Source organism: Roseivirga sp. BDSF3-8 (assembly GCF_041449215.1).
Taxonomy (GTDB): domain Bacteria; phylum Bacteroidota; class Bacteroidia; order Cytophagales; family Cyclobacteriaceae; genus JBGNFV01.
This window is the reverse complement of the sequence record NZ_JBGNFV010000001.1, coordinates 441,984-458,354: the sequence shown is the minus strand read 5'-3', so window position 1 is coordinate 458,354 and position 16,371 is coordinate 441,984. Positions and strand designations below refer to the sequence as shown.

Annotated in this window: 15 protein-coding genes; 10 read left to right on the top strand and 5 right to left on the bottom strand. The window is 45.0% G+C overall.

From position 1 onward, the window contains the following. Positions 1-4 precede the first annotated feature (4 nt). Positions 5-1,354: a HEPN domain-containing protein gene (locus AB9P05_RS01765; protein ID WP_371907097.1), complete on the top strand. Its 1,350-nt coding sequence runs from the start codon at positions 5-7 to the stop codon at positions 1,352-1,354. A gap of 34 nt (positions 1,355-1,388) precedes the next feature. On the opposite strand, the gene AB9P05_RS01760 is transcribed toward AB9P05_RS01765, so the two are convergent. Both AB9P05_RS01760 and AB9P05_RS01755 read right to left on the bottom strand, forming a co-directional pair. Further along, positions 1,389-2,441 carry a hypothetical protein gene (locus AB9P05_RS01760; protein WP_371907096.1) on the bottom strand — a complete coding sequence of 351 codons (1,053 nt, stop codon included), beginning with the start codon at positions 2,439-2,441 and terminating at the stop codon, positions 1,389-1,391. A gap of 55 nt (positions 2,442-2,496) precedes the next feature. After that, a complete protein-coding gene (locus tag AB9P05_RS01755) occupies positions 2,497-5,196 on the bottom strand; it encodes a helicase-related protein (protein ID WP_371907095.1) in 2,700 nt (899 codons plus the stop codon). A 698-nt stretch (positions 5,197-5,894) separates the two neighbouring features. Between AB9P05_RS01755 and AB9P05_RS01750 the strand changes: the two genes are divergently transcribed. After that, entirely contained in the window at positions 5,895-7,178 is a 1,284-nt protein-coding gene (locus AB9P05_RS01750; RefSeq protein ID WP_371907094.1) for an AAA family ATPase, read from the top strand. 38 nt (positions 7,179-7,216) lie between these two features. After that, on the top strand, positions 7,217-7,891 hold the full coding sequence (locus AB9P05_RS01745) for an HNH endonuclease (RefSeq protein ID WP_371907093.1): 675 nt from the start codon (positions 7,217-7,219) through the stop codon (positions 7,889-7,891). An 89-nt stretch (positions 7,892-7,980) separates the two neighbouring features. Here the strand turns inward: AB9P05_RS01745 and AB9P05_RS01740 are convergent, their stop codons facing one another. Together AB9P05_RS01740 and AB9P05_RS01735 are read right to left on the bottom strand one after the other, a co-directional pair. Continuing rightward, positions 7,981-8,127 carry a hypothetical protein gene (locus AB9P05_RS01740; RefSeq protein WP_371907092.1) on the bottom strand — a complete coding sequence of 49 codons (147 nt, stop codon included), beginning with the start codon at positions 8,125-8,127 and terminating at the stop codon, positions 7,981-7,983. Between the two features lie 704 nt (positions 8,128-8,831). Next, positions 8,832-10,289 (bottom strand): OprD family outer membrane porin, encoded by a 1,458-nt coding sequence (locus AB9P05_RS01735; protein ID WP_371907091.1) that lies wholly within the window; start codon positions 10,287-10,289, stop codon positions 8,832-8,834. Between the two features lie 317 nt (positions 10,290-10,606). Here AB9P05_RS01735 and AB9P05_RS01730 point away from each other — a divergent pair, with 317 nt between their 5' ends. From AB9P05_RS01730 to AB9P05_RS01720, 3 genes are all read left to right on the top strand, one after another. Next, positions 10,607-11,587, top strand: coding sequence for a DnaJ C-terminal domain-containing protein (locus tag AB9P05_RS01730; RefSeq protein ID WP_371907090.1), 981 nt, complete (start codon positions 10,607-10,609; stop codon positions 11,585-11,587). A 24-nt stretch (positions 11,588-11,611) separates the two neighbouring features. Then, complete coding sequence (gene trxA / locus AB9P05_RS01725; protein ID WP_371907089.1) at positions 11,612-11,911, top strand: thioredoxin; 300 nt, start codon at positions 11,612-11,614, stop codon at positions 11,909-11,911. A gap of 94 nt (positions 11,912-12,005) precedes the next feature. Further along, positions 12,006-12,365: a hypothetical protein gene (locus AB9P05_RS01720; protein ID WP_371907088.1), complete on the top strand. Its 360-nt coding sequence runs from the start codon at positions 12,006-12,008 to the stop codon at positions 12,363-12,365. Here the strand turns inward: AB9P05_RS01720 and AB9P05_RS01715 are convergent. Then, positions 12,346-12,858, bottom strand: a complete 513-nt coding sequence (locus AB9P05_RS01715) for a YpsA SLOG family protein (RefSeq protein WP_371907087.1) — start codon at positions 12,856-12,858, stop codon at positions 12,346-12,348. The two genes, AB9P05_RS01720 and AB9P05_RS01715, sit on opposite strands and share 20 nt — an antisense overlap. Before the next feature lie 114 nt (positions 12,859-12,972). Here AB9P05_RS01715 and AB9P05_RS01710 point away from each other — a divergent pair, with 114 nt between their 5' ends. The 4 genes from AB9P05_RS01710 (at position 12,973) to AB9P05_RS01695 (ending at position 16,366) form a co-directional block, all read left to right on the top strand. Beyond that, the gene (locus AB9P05_RS01710) at positions 12,973-13,350 is read left to right on the top strand and encodes a DUF3703 domain-containing protein (RefSeq protein WP_371911324.1); all 378 of its coding nucleotides are present in this window, start codon (positions 12,973-12,975) and stop codon (positions 13,348-13,350) included. A gap of 206 nt (positions 13,351-13,556) precedes the next feature. Beyond that, positions 13,557-14,801 carry an APC family permease gene (locus AB9P05_RS01705; RefSeq protein ID WP_371907086.1) on the top strand — a complete coding sequence of 415 codons (1,245 nt, stop codon included), beginning with the start codon at positions 13,557-13,559 and terminating at the stop codon, positions 14,799-14,801. A 296-nt stretch (positions 14,802-15,097) separates the two neighbouring features. Next, positions 15,098-15,706: a DUF4339 domain-containing protein gene (locus AB9P05_RS01700; protein WP_371907085.1), complete on the top strand. Its 609-nt coding sequence runs from the start codon at positions 15,098-15,100 to the stop codon at positions 15,704-15,706. Positions 15,707-15,748: 42 nt separating this feature from the next. Continuing rightward, the gene (locus AB9P05_RS01695; RefSeq protein ID WP_371907084.1) at positions 15,749-16,366 is read left to right on the top strand and encodes a hypothetical protein; all 618 of its coding nucleotides are present in this window, start codon (positions 15,749-15,751) and stop codon (positions 16,364-16,366) included. The last annotated feature ends 5 nt before the right edge of the window (positions 16,367-16,371 follow it).

The following is a 16,371-nucleotide window of genomic DNA, read 5'->3' as shown; positions in this document are numbered from 1 at the left end:
AAATATGAATGAAATTAAAACAAGAGGTCAGTGGTTCTTGCCTAATAATGTATCAAATAAAAAATCCGGTGAACTTATCTTTCATCCACAAAATGAACTAACACTTTTACTTGATGCAAGTCTATTATCTGTTTCAGATAATAATAAGGTGTGGCCAGGGTTTACTGATATTAGAGAATCTCATGATGTCATAAATGGAAATACTGAAATAGGGAAAATATCTATCCTCCGAGCATTTATAACTTACGCAGGTAGCGTAATAAAATATACAGGTCAATATTTGCTTATCGGTAAACATTATAGTTCAATTGATGAAATTCATTTTAGTTTTGCCAATGTGGAGATTGATAATCTTCGGGCTTGGTTGAATCCTAGATGTTTTATTGTAGATCCGCCCTTCACTAGTAATTCTCCCAAGATTGAAATCAAAACACCTGGAACTATTTCTTTGTACAATTCAAGACATATTAGTTATTCTTTAAGTACTGTATTAGACATTAAACATAATTTAGAAATCAGCCTTAAGCCAAAATGTCGAATAAATATTAACTCTATTTTGAAAAATGGAATTTCTTTTCTTGAAACTCTAGAAAAAATAAATGTTTTTGAACAGTTTTTAACTCTCTTAACATCGTATCCGTGCTTCGCCTATGATTTAAAATTTAAAGATGCAAAGTCAGATATATCATTGTATTTCAATAGACAAACCGATAATAAAAATAATGAAAACAGTGCTTTCTTTTTTATAAGTTATATTGAGATTAAAGATTCAATCAAAGAAATATATGGTAATTGGATTGAAAAGTGGAAAAAGTTAGAATCAGTATCCAGTATTCTTGTCGATAGTATTCTGCATCAAGATAGATTTTCCTATAATTCATTTTTAAATATTGTTCAGGGGATCGAAACTTTCCATAGAAGATTCAGAAAAATTGATGGTTCTATTAAGAAAGATATGATAGATGAAATTCTGGAAGTATGCCCTGAAAAGTACAAAGCTTGGCTAACAGACAGAATTGGGTCTTATAATCAACCTAGTTTACAAGATAGATTAAATAATTTATTTTCTGAGATAGAAGATGTTAACATTAAAGAATTAATGGGTGATATGGAGGAGTTTGTAAGATCTGTACTTGTAACCAGAAACTATTATACGCATTTTGACAGTGATAAGAAAAGCAAAGCCTTAAAGGGTAAGGAGTTGTTTAGGGCTAAGAGAATTTTAGAATTTATCTTACTTATAAATGTATTAAAAGAGATTGGTGTAGATCAAGACCTATTGTCAAAGTCATTCGATAGACTTAAATATTCAAATTTCTATGAAGATTTCTATTCAAAGCCACCTGTTAAATAATATACCAATCCTGTTGCACTGTGATTATAGCTAGCTATACCACCTCTTCCTCAGCCTCTCCCTCTCCGGCTTGATCAATTTGCTTCCAAGTAGCTTTCCCTACTTCAAATACATTTCCTGTTTTATTGATAAAATCAAGGCCATTAAGCATCATATTAAATTGATCATGACTTATGAACTCTTCAGCCAGTAGCTCCTGCAAAGCTTTTTTCTTTTCCTGGAATAATTGAAGCTCAGACCTTTTATTCTCAATTTTTGACTTTTCGTTAGCTAATCGCTTCTCTTCTATTTGTTGGTAAAGCAGTTCCAGTTCTAATTTTCTCTTCAGATCAGTTTCTTCAGATATAGAATCTTCTAGTTCTTTCTTCTTAATTTCAGTTTCTACTTTAATCTTTTCTTTCTCTGCCTCCGCTTTTTTAGCCTCTTCGTATTCTTTGGTCATTTTCCCCTCAGCAAGCTTTTTGGTATTGTCAAGTAATCGCTTGGCTTCTTCTCTTGCTTGCTCGTTTTCGAGCAATAACTTAAGAGTGGCTTTAATTGATCCTTTTCTTATATCTTCTATCGTCACTTTACATCCCTCAATTTGATTAAGAGATTCTATCAAAAACCATATTGTATGAAGGGCTTTGTGTTCTTGCCTATTACTGATAGATAAATCAATTGTTATTTCTTCACCTACTTTGGGACGAGCATCTAATAGGTTGGGATAGTTTAAACTAAAGTGTATAGTTGGAGTGCTAAATATAAAACTCTTAGTAAACGTTTTCCCTATATAACCATCTGTAAATTGAATCAAGATGCGTTCTATGTCATCAAACTTTTCATGAACGTTATCTTTATTAACATTCACCAATATCTTTCTTTCAAATATATCGGCAAGAGCCAATAGTAAAGTGTTAAAATAGCTTTCTAATTCTTCATCTTTAGAATCAACTAAAGCTTTGTCAATTTTCAAAATAAGCTTTATTATTTCATTTTTATTTTCTATTCCATATTTTATATCATATCTCTCAACTAAAGAAGTGATTTTATCTAACGCATTCCTATCATCTTCTGTGGTTTGTAATCCTAGATAATTCTTTTCCATTGTGGTTAAATTTTTTTTTATCCAAAATTAGAACAATTTTAAATAGATCAAACTTTTATTCTCCTGGAATAGGTGTGGCCTCGCGGCGGCCCGTGCGGCTGCGCAGGGGCATATTTTGTATTTTTTTGAATAGCTCCGGCTCTTCCCTGCGTAGCTTTCGCAGGTCCATCAGGTAGGCCAGGCGCTCATCGCGGTCTTCCTCTGGTACCTTCTCAAACAGTCCGAAGGACTCAAACTCCTCATCCTGTGAGTAGATCTGGCTGTCTTCGCCCAGGGCGGAGTGGAAGCCCTGGAGCTTCATGTAGGCTTTTTTATTCAGCCCGATCATGGTATCGGCCTGGCTGGTAGGGAAGAAGTTGTAGATATACACGTTATCAGAGCGGGAACCAACCCGGTTTACCCGGCCTATGCGTTGCATAAGGCGCGTAGCGTTCCAGGGGATGTCGTAGTTCACAATCACGTTAGAGCGATGCAGGTTTACGCCCTCCGCCAGCACCTCGGTGGTAATGATGATGCGTATGTCATCCTTCTGGCTGGTAAGCGGGTAGTTGGCATCAAAGTTTTTGGTAATGGTGGTGGCATGGTCGGTCACATTGCTGCTGTCTACCGTTAGCACCTGCGTGATGCCTTTTTTCTGCAGTCGCCTTTTCAGGTAGTTGGTGGTTTCTTTGCTTTCGGAGAAGACCACCAGCTTACGTTCGCGGTTCAGGTCCGGCTCCATCAGTTCTTCGGTGAGGCGTTCGTAAAACTCATCAAACTTCGGGTCATCCTCCACGGTTCGCCAGCTTTCCACCAGCTCATTTAGTATTTCCTGGTCGGCTTCCAGGCCTTCTACGAATTCAGGGCGGAAGTCTTCGCCGGTAAACAGGCGGAAGTTGTCCGGGTCTTCGCCCGACTCAGCCATCTCAATCAGTTCATCTTCACGACCATCCAGTATGTACTCGCTTACATTATACTTAGGCGCGATAAAGATGCGGTCATTGGCAAACATCTGCAGCATGGCCAGGTTGGCTTGCTGGTAGCGGCCCAGCGACTTTTTAAATGCATGAAAGCTGCTATCGATGCGTTTTACCAGCATCGTTTTCATAATATGGGCCAGTTGCTCCGATATCATGTCTGCCTGCCTGTACTCCTTCTTTTTCAGGTCGGGATTCAGAAAGCGTATGGCCTGGTAGCGGAAGTAGCGCAGGCCTTTGTTGGTGTCTTTTATCAGCCTGAAAGACCTTTCATAGAGGGCGTCCAGCTCCGGGTCAAGCTGGTACAGTACCTGCCGGGGCGGGTTTATTTCGGGAAAGGAGATACCCTGCTGCTGCAGGTCTTCCTTATATTCCTCAGTGGCCCAGATGTCTGTACGGGTGCGGCGCACGACGATGGGCTTAATGATCTTTTCGCGGATCTCTTCGTAAATCTCCTTTACTCCCTGGCTGATCTTCTCCTTGTCATTCAGTTTTTTCAGTTGCTTATACCGGTCCAGCAGCGGACGGAAGAAGTGCTGCAGGTTGCCCACTTCCAGCGTGCTTTTGCGTGCATCCTGAAAGAGGTAAAGTTGGTTACGGATGTCTTCGGGCGTATTGTTCAGCGGCGTGGCCGTGATCAGCATCACCTTTTTCTCTCGCTTGCCGGAGGGAGAGGGGTTTCGCCGTGGCGTTTTGCAGATTTTCTGCAGCCGGTCAAACATGTCCGACGTATCATTCCGGAACTTATGGGCCTCGTCCACGATGATGAGATCGTACTTTTCCGGCCTTTTTATAGTGTGCAGGCTGCCGTTGGTAATAAAGTCTATACCACCGGGCACGTCAAAGTCATCTACCGTTTTCTTCCAGTTGCGTAGCAGGGCAGGGGGTACCACCACCAGCGTTTTGGTACGGGGACCATTTGCCCAGAAGAACTTTTTGGCGATGATGGTGGCCACTATCGTCTTTCCCAGGCCCACTACATCAGCCAGGATAAAGCCATTGTGCTGCATCAGCTTCTGGAATCCTTCATTTACCGCATCTACCTGGTAGCGTAGTTTATGGTAGCCATCCGGCAGGTCTTCCACACTTTCCGGGTCGTACTCTATGGCCTTGCCAAAGTACTCGATCAGGAACTTGTAGTAGATCTCAAAAGGCGTAAAGCCGTCATTGAGGTAAGTGAGGTCTTTCACCTCTTCCACCTCCTGCGGCTTTATATCTATGCCCTGCTGCCAGAGCTGCTCAAAGGTGGTGGTGGCAAAGGCGACATCGTCATAGTCGCGCAACTCTACGTTAAACTCAAAGTTTTTCTGCACGCCGTGCAGGCTCAGATTGCTGGAGCCGGTAATCACAGAGCCACTGTGGTGCTCGTTAAAGTTCTCCGGCCTGAAAATGTATATTTTGGCGTGGATGTTCTTATCCGGGTGGGCCTTGATCTCGATAGAGCTGTCACCTATCCGGCGGATAAACTCCAGCATGCCCTCTTCCACCTCTTTGCTGTAGGCGGCCTGCTGTATATCCGCGCGCAGCTCTTCCAGAAACTCCTCGCGCGTAGCATCCGCATTAAACTTAAACTCCAGCCCCTTGCGCGCGGCCTCGCTCATGAGGTGGTCCACATCTATGCCTACCAGTATCCGGATCTTTTTTACATCTTTGACAAAGGGATGGATGAGGAAGTAACCGGAAGCGCGGAAGAAGGCAACGAGCACATCAAAGTAAGCGACACCGCAGTGCTCGAAGATGCCTTCGAATTTTTTAAGTAAAGTGTTTTCCTGGTTGTTAGTAAAAAACTTGGTGCTCACAGGCTCTCGTTGCGTCCGTTTAGGGTATCTTTTACAGTCTTTTTAGCCATATTCACAGGAAAAAGACTGCCTCCAATCGCTAAAAATAGAATTTTTCAAGTAAAAGTGTCGAAATTAAACGGGGGAATTTTTTAAGCAATGGATAATTAGTGTCAGTCCTAAAAAGTGCTGCCTTTGTGCTCCTTTGTCTGTACCCTGAATTATTGTCTCCATGCACTGGGATTTCTTGATTACCCTGATTGTGGTATTTACCAAAGGCCAAATTCAATCCCATTCACCGCAGGTGAAAATCAAAAAGAATCAAGGCCATCATGCTAATCCTACGAATCAAGGTCAAGACATTTACAGTTAGACTTCCTTGGGGCAGGGTGCTGCGTTTTGAGGTTTTGCGGGTAAAGCGATGCGTTTGTGCTCCTTTGTCTGTACCCTGAATTATTGTCTCCATGCACTGGGATTTCTTGATTACCCTGATTGTGGTATTTGCCAAAGGCCAAATCAATCATCATTCACCGCAGGTGAAATCAAAAAAAAATCAAGGCCATCAGGCCCATCCTACGAATCAAGGTTTAGACAGTTGCACTTGATGCGTTTGTGCCTGGAACCTCCCTATGCCTGTTTTTTTAATATTGAATTTGATGTTTATCTTATCTATGTAGTTTTACGTTTACGCTAGTAAGCGTTGTAATTTTAGACGTACGATGAGAATCCATAAACTGACTCTTCATAATTTTCGAAATTTTTCTGAGCGCTCATTTGAATTTCCCTCTCTCTTTACGGTAGTCATCGGAGAAAACGGAAAAGGAAAAAGCTCCTTGCTTCAAGGCATGAGGTTAGCCGCAGGGACCTTTCTATTAGGGCTTGATGAAGCAGAAAGGTTACATATACAAAAGGAGGACGTCAGGAGAATAGCTACAGAGAGGCAATTTGCCCCGCAGCCAAACTGTTTTTTCAGAGCAGAAGGTGAGGTTAGTGATAAACCATTTATTTGGCAAAGAACCCTTTCGCGGCTTGGGGGTCGTACGGATACAAAAGATGCCAGCGATATTATTGAAGAGGCTGGTAGGCTTAACAGTGAAGTTAATGTTTCATTAAATGAAAATACAGACCTTCCTGTTATATGCTTTTTCAGTACGGCCAGGCTATGGGTGGAATCAAAACAAACCATTAATCTGAAAAAAAAGGGTTCTATCATAAAAGATGGCTACGTAAGGTGTCTGGATATGCGCCATGATCGTGCTTCAGCTCTAGCATGGGTAAAATCTAACTATTACAAAAACCTTAAAGATGGAAGAGATGGTGGTTTACTAGAAGCTGTGCTCAATGCTATTTCTACCTGCGTTCCGGACTGGACCCCTGAAGAATGGGACGAGGACTATGACGACCTGGCAGGCACCTATGTTACTGAAGAAGGCGTAGAATCTTATGTACCCTTATATTATTTAAGTGATGGATTGCGTACCATGGCCCATATGGCTGCGGAGATAGCCTATCGTTGTGCTATACTTAATGGTCACCATGGAAAGGAGGCAGTGATAAACAGTAAGGGAATTGTGCTTATAGACGAGATCGATATGCACCTGCATCCTAACTGGCAAAGAACCGTTATTCACGACCTCAAAAAAGCATTCCCTCATATACAATTTGTCGTTACCACCCACTCCCCCTTTATCGTTCAGTCTGCCAAAGCGGAAGAATTAATTAATCTGGATACCTTTACAGATGCCAACCCGCCTCAACTATCCCTGGAAGAGGTAGCCACGGAAATCATGCAGGTAGAGGATATACATAGTGTTAGTTATGAAGAAACATATAAACAGGCTGAGGCATATTTCAAAACGCTAAATGAGGGCTCAAAAAAATTCATGACACCGGAGGAAAGTACCCAATACAACAAAAAGCTTGACGAGATAGAGAAAAATATAGAAGATCCTGCTTACGCAGCCTTCCTGAAGCTCAATCGTCTGGCGAAACAAAAAAAATAATTTCCTGCATGCGACCAATAGTTAGAGGAAACGCCCCTGTGGATGAGGAAGGGCAACCGATCAGCTATTCTGACTATGCCAATTTCAGAGGCGCTTTAATACAGAGAATGGGGCAATACTGTAGTTATTGCGATCAAAAATTGCCTGCCTCTTTGGCGGTAGAGCACGTTCAACCGAAAAGTCTTACACCCGAATTGGAAGTAGAATGGACTAATTTTCTACTGGGGTGCGCAAATTGTAATTCTTCAAAAGGTGATACACCTATAAATTTAGATGATTATCTCTGGCCGGACATTCACAATACCCATATGGCCTATGTGTATAATAGTGATGGCAGTATTGACGTATCAGCTGACTTGGAGCCGGAAATCCAACATAGGGCACAGAACACGCTGGATTTGGTAGGGCTTCAGAAAAATCCGAATAGACCCTCTGTATCTGATAGGCGATGGAAAAACAGGACGGTTACGTTTAATAAAGCATTCTCTTGCCGGTTATTAGTTGATGAGGCGGTAAGTAATGGGAATGATTTAAATTATATAGTAAGTTTAATTGGTGAGTTAGCACCAGAAAGTGGTTTTTTTTCCATCTGGTTTAAAGCTTTTACAGGCTACCCGACTGTTCAGGAGGTTTTAGTAGAAAATTTTATAGGCACTGATCGGAATGCATTTGATGAAAACCTTATTCCTAAAAAGCGAACCGAAGTTTTATAAGTAATCGCCTACATACTAGTAAGCTATGACTATCAGGTTGGCACACAGTAGGTGTAACCCGTTCTTTCAGTTAGCCGCCAAGCCTCCCCTCACTCTGTGACAAAAAAATCTCCGGTGTAAAATGTCACAGGATTAGCTGTGCCTGTACCGCCCCATCTGGCTTTGGGGTGGCCTGTAGGAGTGCTTCCGTGCTGCCTTTGTGCTCCTTTGTCTGTACCCTGAATTATTGTCTCCATGCACTGGGATTTCTTGATTACCCTGATTGTGGTATTTACCAAAGGCCAAATTCAATCCCATTCACCGCAGGTGAAAATCAAAAAGAATCAAGGCCATCATGCTAATCCTACGAATCAAGGTCAAGACATTTACAGTTAGACTTCCTTGGGGCAGGGTGCTGCGTTTTGAGGTTTTGCGGGTAAAGCGATGCGTTTGTGCTCCTTTGTCTGTACCCTGAATTATTGTCTCCATGCACTGGGATTTCTTGATTACCCTGATTGTGGTATTTACCAAAGGCCCAATCAATCATCATTCACCGCAGGTGAAAATCAAAAAATCAAGGCCATCATGCTAATCCTACGAATCAAGGTCAAGACATTTACAGTTAGACTTCCTTGGGGCAGGGTGCTGCGTTTTGAGGTTTTGCGGGTAAAGCGCTGCCTTTGTGCTCCTTTGTCTGTACCCTGAATTATTGTCTCCATGCACTGGGATTTTCTTGATTACCGTGATTGTGGTATTTACCAAAGGCCCAATCAATCATCATTCACCGCAGGTGAAAATCAAAAAATCAAGCCCATCAGGCCCATCCTACGAATCATGGTTTAGACATTTACAGTTAGACTTCCTTTGGGGCAGTATGATGCGTTTTGAGGTTTTGCGGGTAAAGCGATGCGTTTGTACCCCTTTGTCTGTACCCTGATGGGCGAATCTGTGATGAGATTGCTCAGAAGACAATATTCGTTACCAGGTTCAGGTGATGGAAGTTTGTGCGGTAAAAGTTTTGGGCCAGGGCAGGGGTTTCCTCCGCAGGGCTGTAGCGGCCTATGTAGAGGAAAGTAAGCTCCAGGCCTTTTAATCTGCCGCCAAATGTATAGCCTGCCTCTGCCAGCACCTGGTAAAAGGACGGTCTGCGGTACTTGTTCAGCTCATCGGCTGCCGGTAAGTCATAGCGGCTTAGCTGCAGCTTCATGTTCCAGCCTCCATGAGGTAGCCCCTTGTAGACGCCTTTTAGTGAATAGACCTTGGCATCGCCCAGGCCGTCTATCCAGGCCCGGGGCTGCGATACGTAAAAATCCTCCCTACCCAGTTCTTTCGGCCAAAGGAAGCGCCCTTCTGAGAAACTTCTCAACGCTGCGGCGGTCAGATGAATATGATCACCTTGCCAGCCCGCCTGCACAGAAGCCACCACCCCTCTTTCATTTGGCTGCATGTAGCGTGTGGTCTGCTCCTGGTTTCTTTGTGCTTTTTGAGGTTGCTGACAGGCAAGCTGCGCCCCAAGGATCAAGCCCTCGTGATGGTAGTCCACCTGGGCCCATTGCATGGTGAATAAGTTATGCAGGTAGTACGACCAGTAGGACAGCCTTATGCCAGGGAGTACGGTGTTTTCATACCCCGCTACCAGCAGGCCTTTTGTCTCCACCTGTTCATGGTACGCTGAGGGCTCCCCTTCAGGAGTCACCCCCATGCCCGCCAGCCCGATGGCCTCCGTGAGGGAGTACCATTCCGTAAAGCCCCTGGGCGATACCTTATCTATCCCTCCCAGCGTAAGGCGGTGTCCCTTTGCCGGGGTGCCCTGCATCCATACCCCTCTATAGACAAAAGGCTTCATGCGCCCGTCACGAGCCAGCAGTAGCGGGCCTTTGTTGATGTTCTGCTTACCTATCCTGATATTCCACCGTGGTCTTTCGTAGTAGAGCCACAGTTCCTCCAGCCTGTCCAGGTCCTTACCCACCCCGGGGCGGCTCACATCATACAGTTCCAGTTCCCACTTAGGTAGTTTGCCACTGATGCTGTCCGGCGTGGTTAAGTCAGGGCCTAAAGTATGAAAGGTGAATATCCAGGCCACCCCCAACTGCAGGCCGTGGTAGGTGGCCGTGGTGTAGTGCACCGCCCCCCCAGTGGCATTACTCCAATAGTCCGACAGTGCCCCTTTATTAGTGGTGGCCATGGTGTAGTTTCTTATATGGCCTTCAAAGTGGCCTTTGGTAAAAAAAGTACGAATGGAAAGGGTAGAATCAGTACTACCTTGTTCGGAGTCACCGGGTTCATATGTATGAAGGGTTTCCGCTCTATAACCTTCTTCCCTTTGGGTGTGCGGGGCAACCATATGTTGCGCAGGCGCCGGACAGGTGAGTAGAAATGCCCCCCAAAGCAGTAGTAGGGTGACGAGGTGTTTGCTCATGGCATTGACATCTGAAATTGTACTGCAAGGTGCACGGATTTGCTAAGGGCTGGTGTAACCAAGGTTACTTATGGAAGGGCCGGTTAATAAATTATCAAGAAGCTGGCGGGTTTAATTTGCTTTAGGTCAGTGATTTTCGTGTTTTCTGTCAAATTGGCAATACCTTCTTACGAAACAGTGACAATTAGTGGCTGGTTTTAAGGATGGAACACCGTTTGTTCTTATAGAAACAGTCTGATCGAACGGTGTTTTTCTGCCGGACTGTCAGTATACTATCCGGAAACGGTGTAAAACCGATAGAAAACGGAGGATTTACAATGGATTACAAAGATTACTATAAAATACTGGGCGTGAAGAAAGACGCCAGCCCGGAGGAAATAAAGAAAGCCTACCGTAAGCTGGCTGTTAAGTATCACCCCGATAAGAACCAGGGGGATCCACAGGCTGAGGACCGCTTTAAAGACGTAACCGAAGCGCATGAGGTACTCAGTAATCCTGAGAACAGAAAAATGTATGACAGGCTGGGGGCAAACTGGAAGCAGTATAAGAATGCCGGCTATGATCCCTCACAGGGAGGTAATGGCAACCCCTTTGGCCAATTTGGCGGTGGGGGAGGTGGCTATACCTACCAGGGCGACCCTTCTGACTTCTTTGGAGGCGGAGGCGGTGGCTTCAGCGACTTCTTCGAAAGGTTCTTTGGCGGCACTGCCGGAGGAGCTGGTTTTGGGGGCGGAGCCGGAGGACGCGCTGGTTTCAGAGGCGGAGGATTCAGCCAGGATATGCCCGGGGCTGACTTGCAGGGTGATTTGCATATAAGTCTCTCCGAGGCCTATAATGGTACGGAGCGTATGGTGAATACCAGTGAGAAAAAGCTTAATGTTAAGATCAGGCCTGGTGCTTATGACGGGCTTAAGCTGAGAATCAAAGCCAAAGGGCAGGCGGGACCTACGGGTAAGCGTGGAGACCTGTACCTCACAGTGAATGTACACGGCGACCCAAGGTTTGAGCGCAAGGGAGATGACCTGCATGCCAGGGTACCGATGGATATGTTTACGGCGATGCTGGGAGGCAAGCAGGAGGTGGAAACCATGACCGGACGTGTAAGTCTCACTATTCCGGAAGGCACCCAAAGCGGTAAGAAAGTAAGGCTGAAGGGAAAAGGTATGCCTGTATATAATGGCTCCGGGCACGGTGATCTCTATATCACCTTCGAGCTGGCCGTACCTAACAAGCTGACCAGGGAGCAAAAAGAGTTGGTAGAAAAATTAAGGGATAGCGTACAGGGGCAACCTGCATGATATCCTGTATAAAATAAGGAAACAATGAAAGGTAATTTTCAAAAGATGATTTCGGGCAGCCAGCCCGTATTGGTGGATTTTCACGCCACGTGGTGTGGCCCCTGCAAAATGCAGGCACCTATACTCAAAGAAGTGTCTGCAGAGACGGAAGGAAAGGCCAGGATACTTAAGATAGATGTGGACCGTAACCGCCAGCTTGCTGACAAATACCAGGTAAGGGGTGTGCCTACGCTCATCTTATTCAAAAACGGTAAGCCAGTATGGAGGCAATCGGGAGTAGCCCAGAAGCATCAGCTAATAAAGCTGATAAATCAGAATGCCTGATTAATAAATATCTGAAAGTCAGTGAGTAATTTATAAACACATTGGCTGTCAACGCAGTTTTGTATTTGATTTACCGACAAAATTGCGCCCGGATATGCAACAAATCATCGAATATAACAGAGGCTATTCCAATCCCTATACAGATGCTTTTCAGGAAGCACTTGATAACCATGAACTCCGCTTCACTAGCCGTAACCTGCAGGAGTTTGGTTTTGACACCTATGGTGAGTTGAGCCAGGCCATTAACCGGGCCATGCAGGTTTGTGCACTAAGCGGCATGCCAGTAGATAAACACTTTCGGTGTGTATACCTCAGTGATGAGGTAAGTAAAACCGTCTGCCAGGATTGGAAACTTTCAAAGTTAGCGTACACCCTGGTGCTGCTCAATGGAAAGCCTGAAAATCCTATGACCAGCCGCATGCAAGTAGAGTTGGTCAGGCACTACGTCGCTTGATCACCTCATTAAACAATTTTTGTAAGAAATCATAAGCAGCCTGCTGTATGCCTGGCTGCGCGCCCTCCGACGGTCCCGCGACATTTAGAATCCTCACATCATGTATGTCCAGCCAGGTGAGTACATCGACCGTTTGTTGTTGATCAGGCAAGAGTATGGCAAGGCTGGGCCTGGCATAAATAGCCGCCGCCTTTTCGGTAAACAATGTTCCTTTACAATTATCAGTCCCTTCCTCACTATCTAAACGAATAATTAACGTCGCATCACTATCACGCACGTTCCATTCCGTTCGTAGTGAGCGTGGTAGGTCCCGTGCGTAGGTACTTCTGTCCTCAGGCGTTGGGTTCAGCCCCAGGCCCTGCTGTATAGTCCCCTCCTCATTTTTAAAGTCCGCAGGGACCCATCCACCTGTTTGCAGCCCCACCTCCCAGGCTGCCACTAGAGCCGCCATGTCCACTCCGGTTTGTCCTCCCGATACGATTTTTTGAAGCATTTTCCTGTATTATTATTTTGACCCGATTGAATTGAATATACCCTTATGTGGTAGTGGCTTAACCGAACCCTTAAGCGGTTCAGTCACGTATAACAGAAGCACACTATGCCTATCATGAAAGTTTATACGAAGATACCCGATACCCTCAGACCATACTTTGACAAAGAGATAAACGCTTACCGGCAGGCCATGCAGGCGGGCGATCTCCATCAGGCGTGGCGCCATCTTGAAAGAGCTCATGTCATCGGGCAGGCCTATCCTTATCAACACTCCTATGCCCATTGGAAGATGCTGCAGTTTGGTTTTCGGATCAAAAGCGTCCGTGAGATAATCGGGCAGATCCCCCGGCTTCTTGTAGGTGGAGTGAAGTCATTTGTTGGCAAAATACCGGTGGGCAATACCGGCGGGGCCAATATACTTCCCTTAAAGCCTCTTCCCATAGAGGCAGATATAAAAGAGATGTTTAGGGCTGCCGGGGTAGCGGGCAGGTAGATTTACTGATCCCATATCTCAATATAATCTATTCATAATTAGTGAATCGTGTTGGTTGTCCTATTTCAGCCCTCATTTATTGGCCTCTCCATCTCCATGCCATTAGCCTGAACAAGGCACGCCTTCCTCTGTTACCCCATTAGATAAGCCAGACGACATGGCTGATTTTTTAATGGAAATATTGATGATTTTTTGAATCTATAGGTGTGGCAAAAGAGAAGAAACTAAAAAGAAGTCTGGGATTTTGGGACGTACTTATGTTTGGGGTAGGAGGCATAGTAGGTGCCGGCATTTACGCCATCATCGGACAGGCCGCGGGGCTTAGCGGCAACATGCTTTGGGTCAGTTTCATAGTGGCTGCGGTGGTGGCCCTGCTCACCGGTCTTTCCTATGCGGAGTTCGTTAGCCGATACCCTGACGCAGGCGGTAGTTTCGAATACATCAAGCAGGGGCTGGGTGAGAAGACCGCCTTGTTTATGTCCATCTTCATGGTTTTTACCGGTGTCGTAGCCGCCGCTGCCATCGCCATTAGCTTCTCCGAGTACCTCAGCCGCTTGTGGGACATACCCAACTGGACAAGCATGGTAGGTATCATCGCCCTTATGGCATTTTTCAATATCATAGGCTCCAAGTATAGCTCTTACTACAATGGCTTTGCCACTATCGTTACCCTTGCCGGCCTGTTATTAGTTATTGGTGTGAGCATACCGGAGTTTGGTACCGTAGATTTGTTTAAGGCGCCCTCTGATGGGGCTTTTGGCAGCATACTCGCAGGCGGCGCCCTGATTTTTTTCAGTTATATCGGTTTTGAGGACCTGGTAAAGATGGCAGAAGAGACCAAAAAGCCCCGAAAGAACATGCCCCGCGCTGTCTTAATGAGCGGCCTTATCGTATTGGTGGTCTATGTGCTTATCGCCATCAGTAGCTTAAGTGTGCTGGATGCCCGGGAGCTGGCGTCATCCAGTGGTCCCCTCGCTGCCGTTATCAAGACAAAACTAGGGCAGACCGGAGCTACTATCCTCGCTGTAGTGGCCTTATTTGCTACGAGCAAGACAGTGCTCAGTAACATCCTGGGCACCTCACGCCTCCTGTATGACGTGGCCCGCGATAGCAAGATCAAGTGGCTGGAGCGGTTTACCACCATTAGTGGTATAGGCAATGCCCCTAACTATGCCATAATATCCATAGCCCTGGTGGCTATCGCTTTTGGCCTTATCGGTAACCTGAAGACTGTGGCCAGTATCAGTAATATCTTCATATTCATCGTCTTCGGCATGGTGAACATTGCCCTGCTGAACTTCCGCAAAAAATATAAGGGCACCAAAGATGACGGGGATGAGCTGTTTAAGATTCCCCTCAATGTCAACCACATCCCTATACCCACCGTGGTAGCCCTACTCACCCTGCTTGTATTGCTGGGCTATAATATTGCTAATATCGTAGGGGGGTAGAGGTAATATTATATTATTGGGTAGCCTATTATTATTTATAAGTACATTTTAAGTGGTATTGCAATAATGCTGGCGTAGGTGCAAATGAGGGTGGTTTAATAAGACTATCCTCAATAGGGCTCAAGAATATCTGATATCCAGTCTGTTCAGATAAAAATATTCGTTCAAACTTACACCATTCGCTTTTACGTAAGTCAACTAGCTATGAAGTGGTATTTTGAATGCAATTCCTGAAAGTCAGAGAAAGTTATTTTGTTTTTTTGTATAAAATATGTGACTTATCTCAGTGAAAAATAATGGAATACTTTATAAGTGACGGGAAGAACCAGCAGGGTCCTTATTCTCTGGAGGATTTAAAAATGATGCGATTAACCCCGGATACGATGATTTGGCATGAGGGGCTGGATGATTGGCAACCGGCAAAGTTTTTTTCAGATCTTCGCGATTGCTTTCGGATAGCCACACCTCCACCTATTAAAAAGAAGAAGAAAAACATCGGCCTTAAGCTTTTCCTGGTTCTGATCATATTGTGCTTAGGGTTTGTCTTTGCAATGGAATCATTGAGATCAGAAAGCTATTTCGATGATAAGTATTCAATTGAAAGATATGAAAAAGCCAGACCTGCCTCATTCCTGCAGGCAGATGGGACATATAGGGAAAATTTTTGGGGCAATAGGTATAAAATTGAATGTAAAGTCAGTAATAAAGCAAGTGTAGCCAGCTACAAAGATGTGGTGGTAGAATTTACCTATTATAGTAAGACTAAAACCGTTTTGTTAATAGAGGAAAAGGTGCTGTATGAAGTCTTTCCCCCCAACTCAAATAAGACATTTGATCTGAAATTAGATGCCTATAGCGATGTAAGCTCAATTGGATGGAAGGTGAAAAGTGCAGTGGCTCTCTGAAATTTTAGGTAGATTGCTCCGTCAATTTACCGGCAATAAGGAATGCAGTTAAAAGATAGATGGACTCAACTCTGCCAGGCCTATACGGCTGATGAAGGCATGGTGGCAGGCTTCTGGCAGGAAATAGTCTCTGCTTATACCTCAGAGGCGCGCGCATACCATAATCAGGAGCACCTGGTGCATCTGGCCGAGGAAATAATGGAGATACAGCCCTACCTGCAGGATGCGGATGCTATATGGTTTGCCCTCTTCTATCATGATATAGTATACAGTGCCACCGCCGGTGATAATGAGGAGAAAAGCGCCAGGCTTGCGGTTGAACGCCTGTCCGCCATGGGGCTTGATCATGAGAAACTCCAGCGGGTGCACAGTCATATCCTGGCCACCAAGACCCACGAGGCGGGTGCAGATTTTGATACATGTTATCTGTTAGATGCTGACCTCGCCATACTCGGGGCTTCGCCTGTAGCCTACCATGATTACACGCGCAAGGTACGTAAGGAGTATAGCATCTATCCTGGGTTTATGTATAAGCGCGGGCGCCGTAAAGTGCTGAAACACTTCCTGCAAATGAGCCGGATTTTCAAAACGGATCATTTTTATCAGAGATACGAGAAGCAGGCCAGGGAGAATCTGGCCCGGGAGCTGACTTCGCTGTAAGTCAG

Bases quoted from the DNA above. Each gene is read 5' to 3' on its own strand.
- AB9P05_RS01765 (WP_371907097.1), top strand. From the start codon at position 5: ATGAATGAAATTAAAACAAGAGGTCAGTGGTTCTTGCCTAATAATGTA.
- AB9P05_RS01760 (WP_371907096.1), bottom strand. From the start codon at position 2,441: ATGGAAAAGAATTATCTAGGATTACAAACCACAGAAGATGATAGGAAT.
- AB9P05_RS01750 (WP_371907094.1), top strand. From the start codon at position 5,895: ATGAGAATCCATAAACTGACTCTTCATAATTTTCGAAATTTTTCTGAG.
- AB9P05_RS01740 (WP_371907092.1), bottom strand. From the start codon at position 8,127: ATGGAGACAATAATTCAGGGTACAGACAAAGGAGCACAAAGGCAGCAC.
- AB9P05_RS01735 (WP_371907091.1), bottom strand. From the start codon at position 10,289: ATGAGCAAACACCTCGTCACCCTACTACTGCTTTGGGGGGCATTTCTA.
- AB9P05_RS01730 (WP_371907090.1), top strand. From the start codon at position 10,607: ATGGATTACAAAGATTACTATAAAATACTGGGCGTGAAGAAAGACGCC.
- trxA (WP_371907089.1), top strand. From the start codon at position 11,612: ATGAAAGGTAATTTTCAAAAGATGATTTCGGGCAGCCAGCCCGTATTG.
- AB9P05_RS01720 (WP_371907088.1), top strand. From the start codon at position 12,006: ATGCAACAAATCATCGAATATAACAGAGGCTATTCCAATCCCTATACA.
- AB9P05_RS01715 (WP_371907087.1), bottom strand. From the start codon at position 12,858: ATGCTTCAAAAAATCGTATCGGGAGGACAAACCGGAGTGGACATGGCG.
- AB9P05_RS01710 (WP_371911324.1), top strand. From the start codon at position 12,973: ATGAAAGTTTATACGAAGATACCCGATACCCTCAGACCATACTTTGAC.
- AB9P05_RS01700 (WP_371907085.1), top strand. From the start codon at position 15,098: ATGGAATACTTTATAAGTGACGGGAAGAACCAGCAGGGTCCTTATTCT.
- AB9P05_RS01695 (WP_371907084.1), top strand. From the start codon at position 15,749: ATGCAGTTAAAAGATAGATGGACTCAACTCTGCCAGGCCTATACGGCT.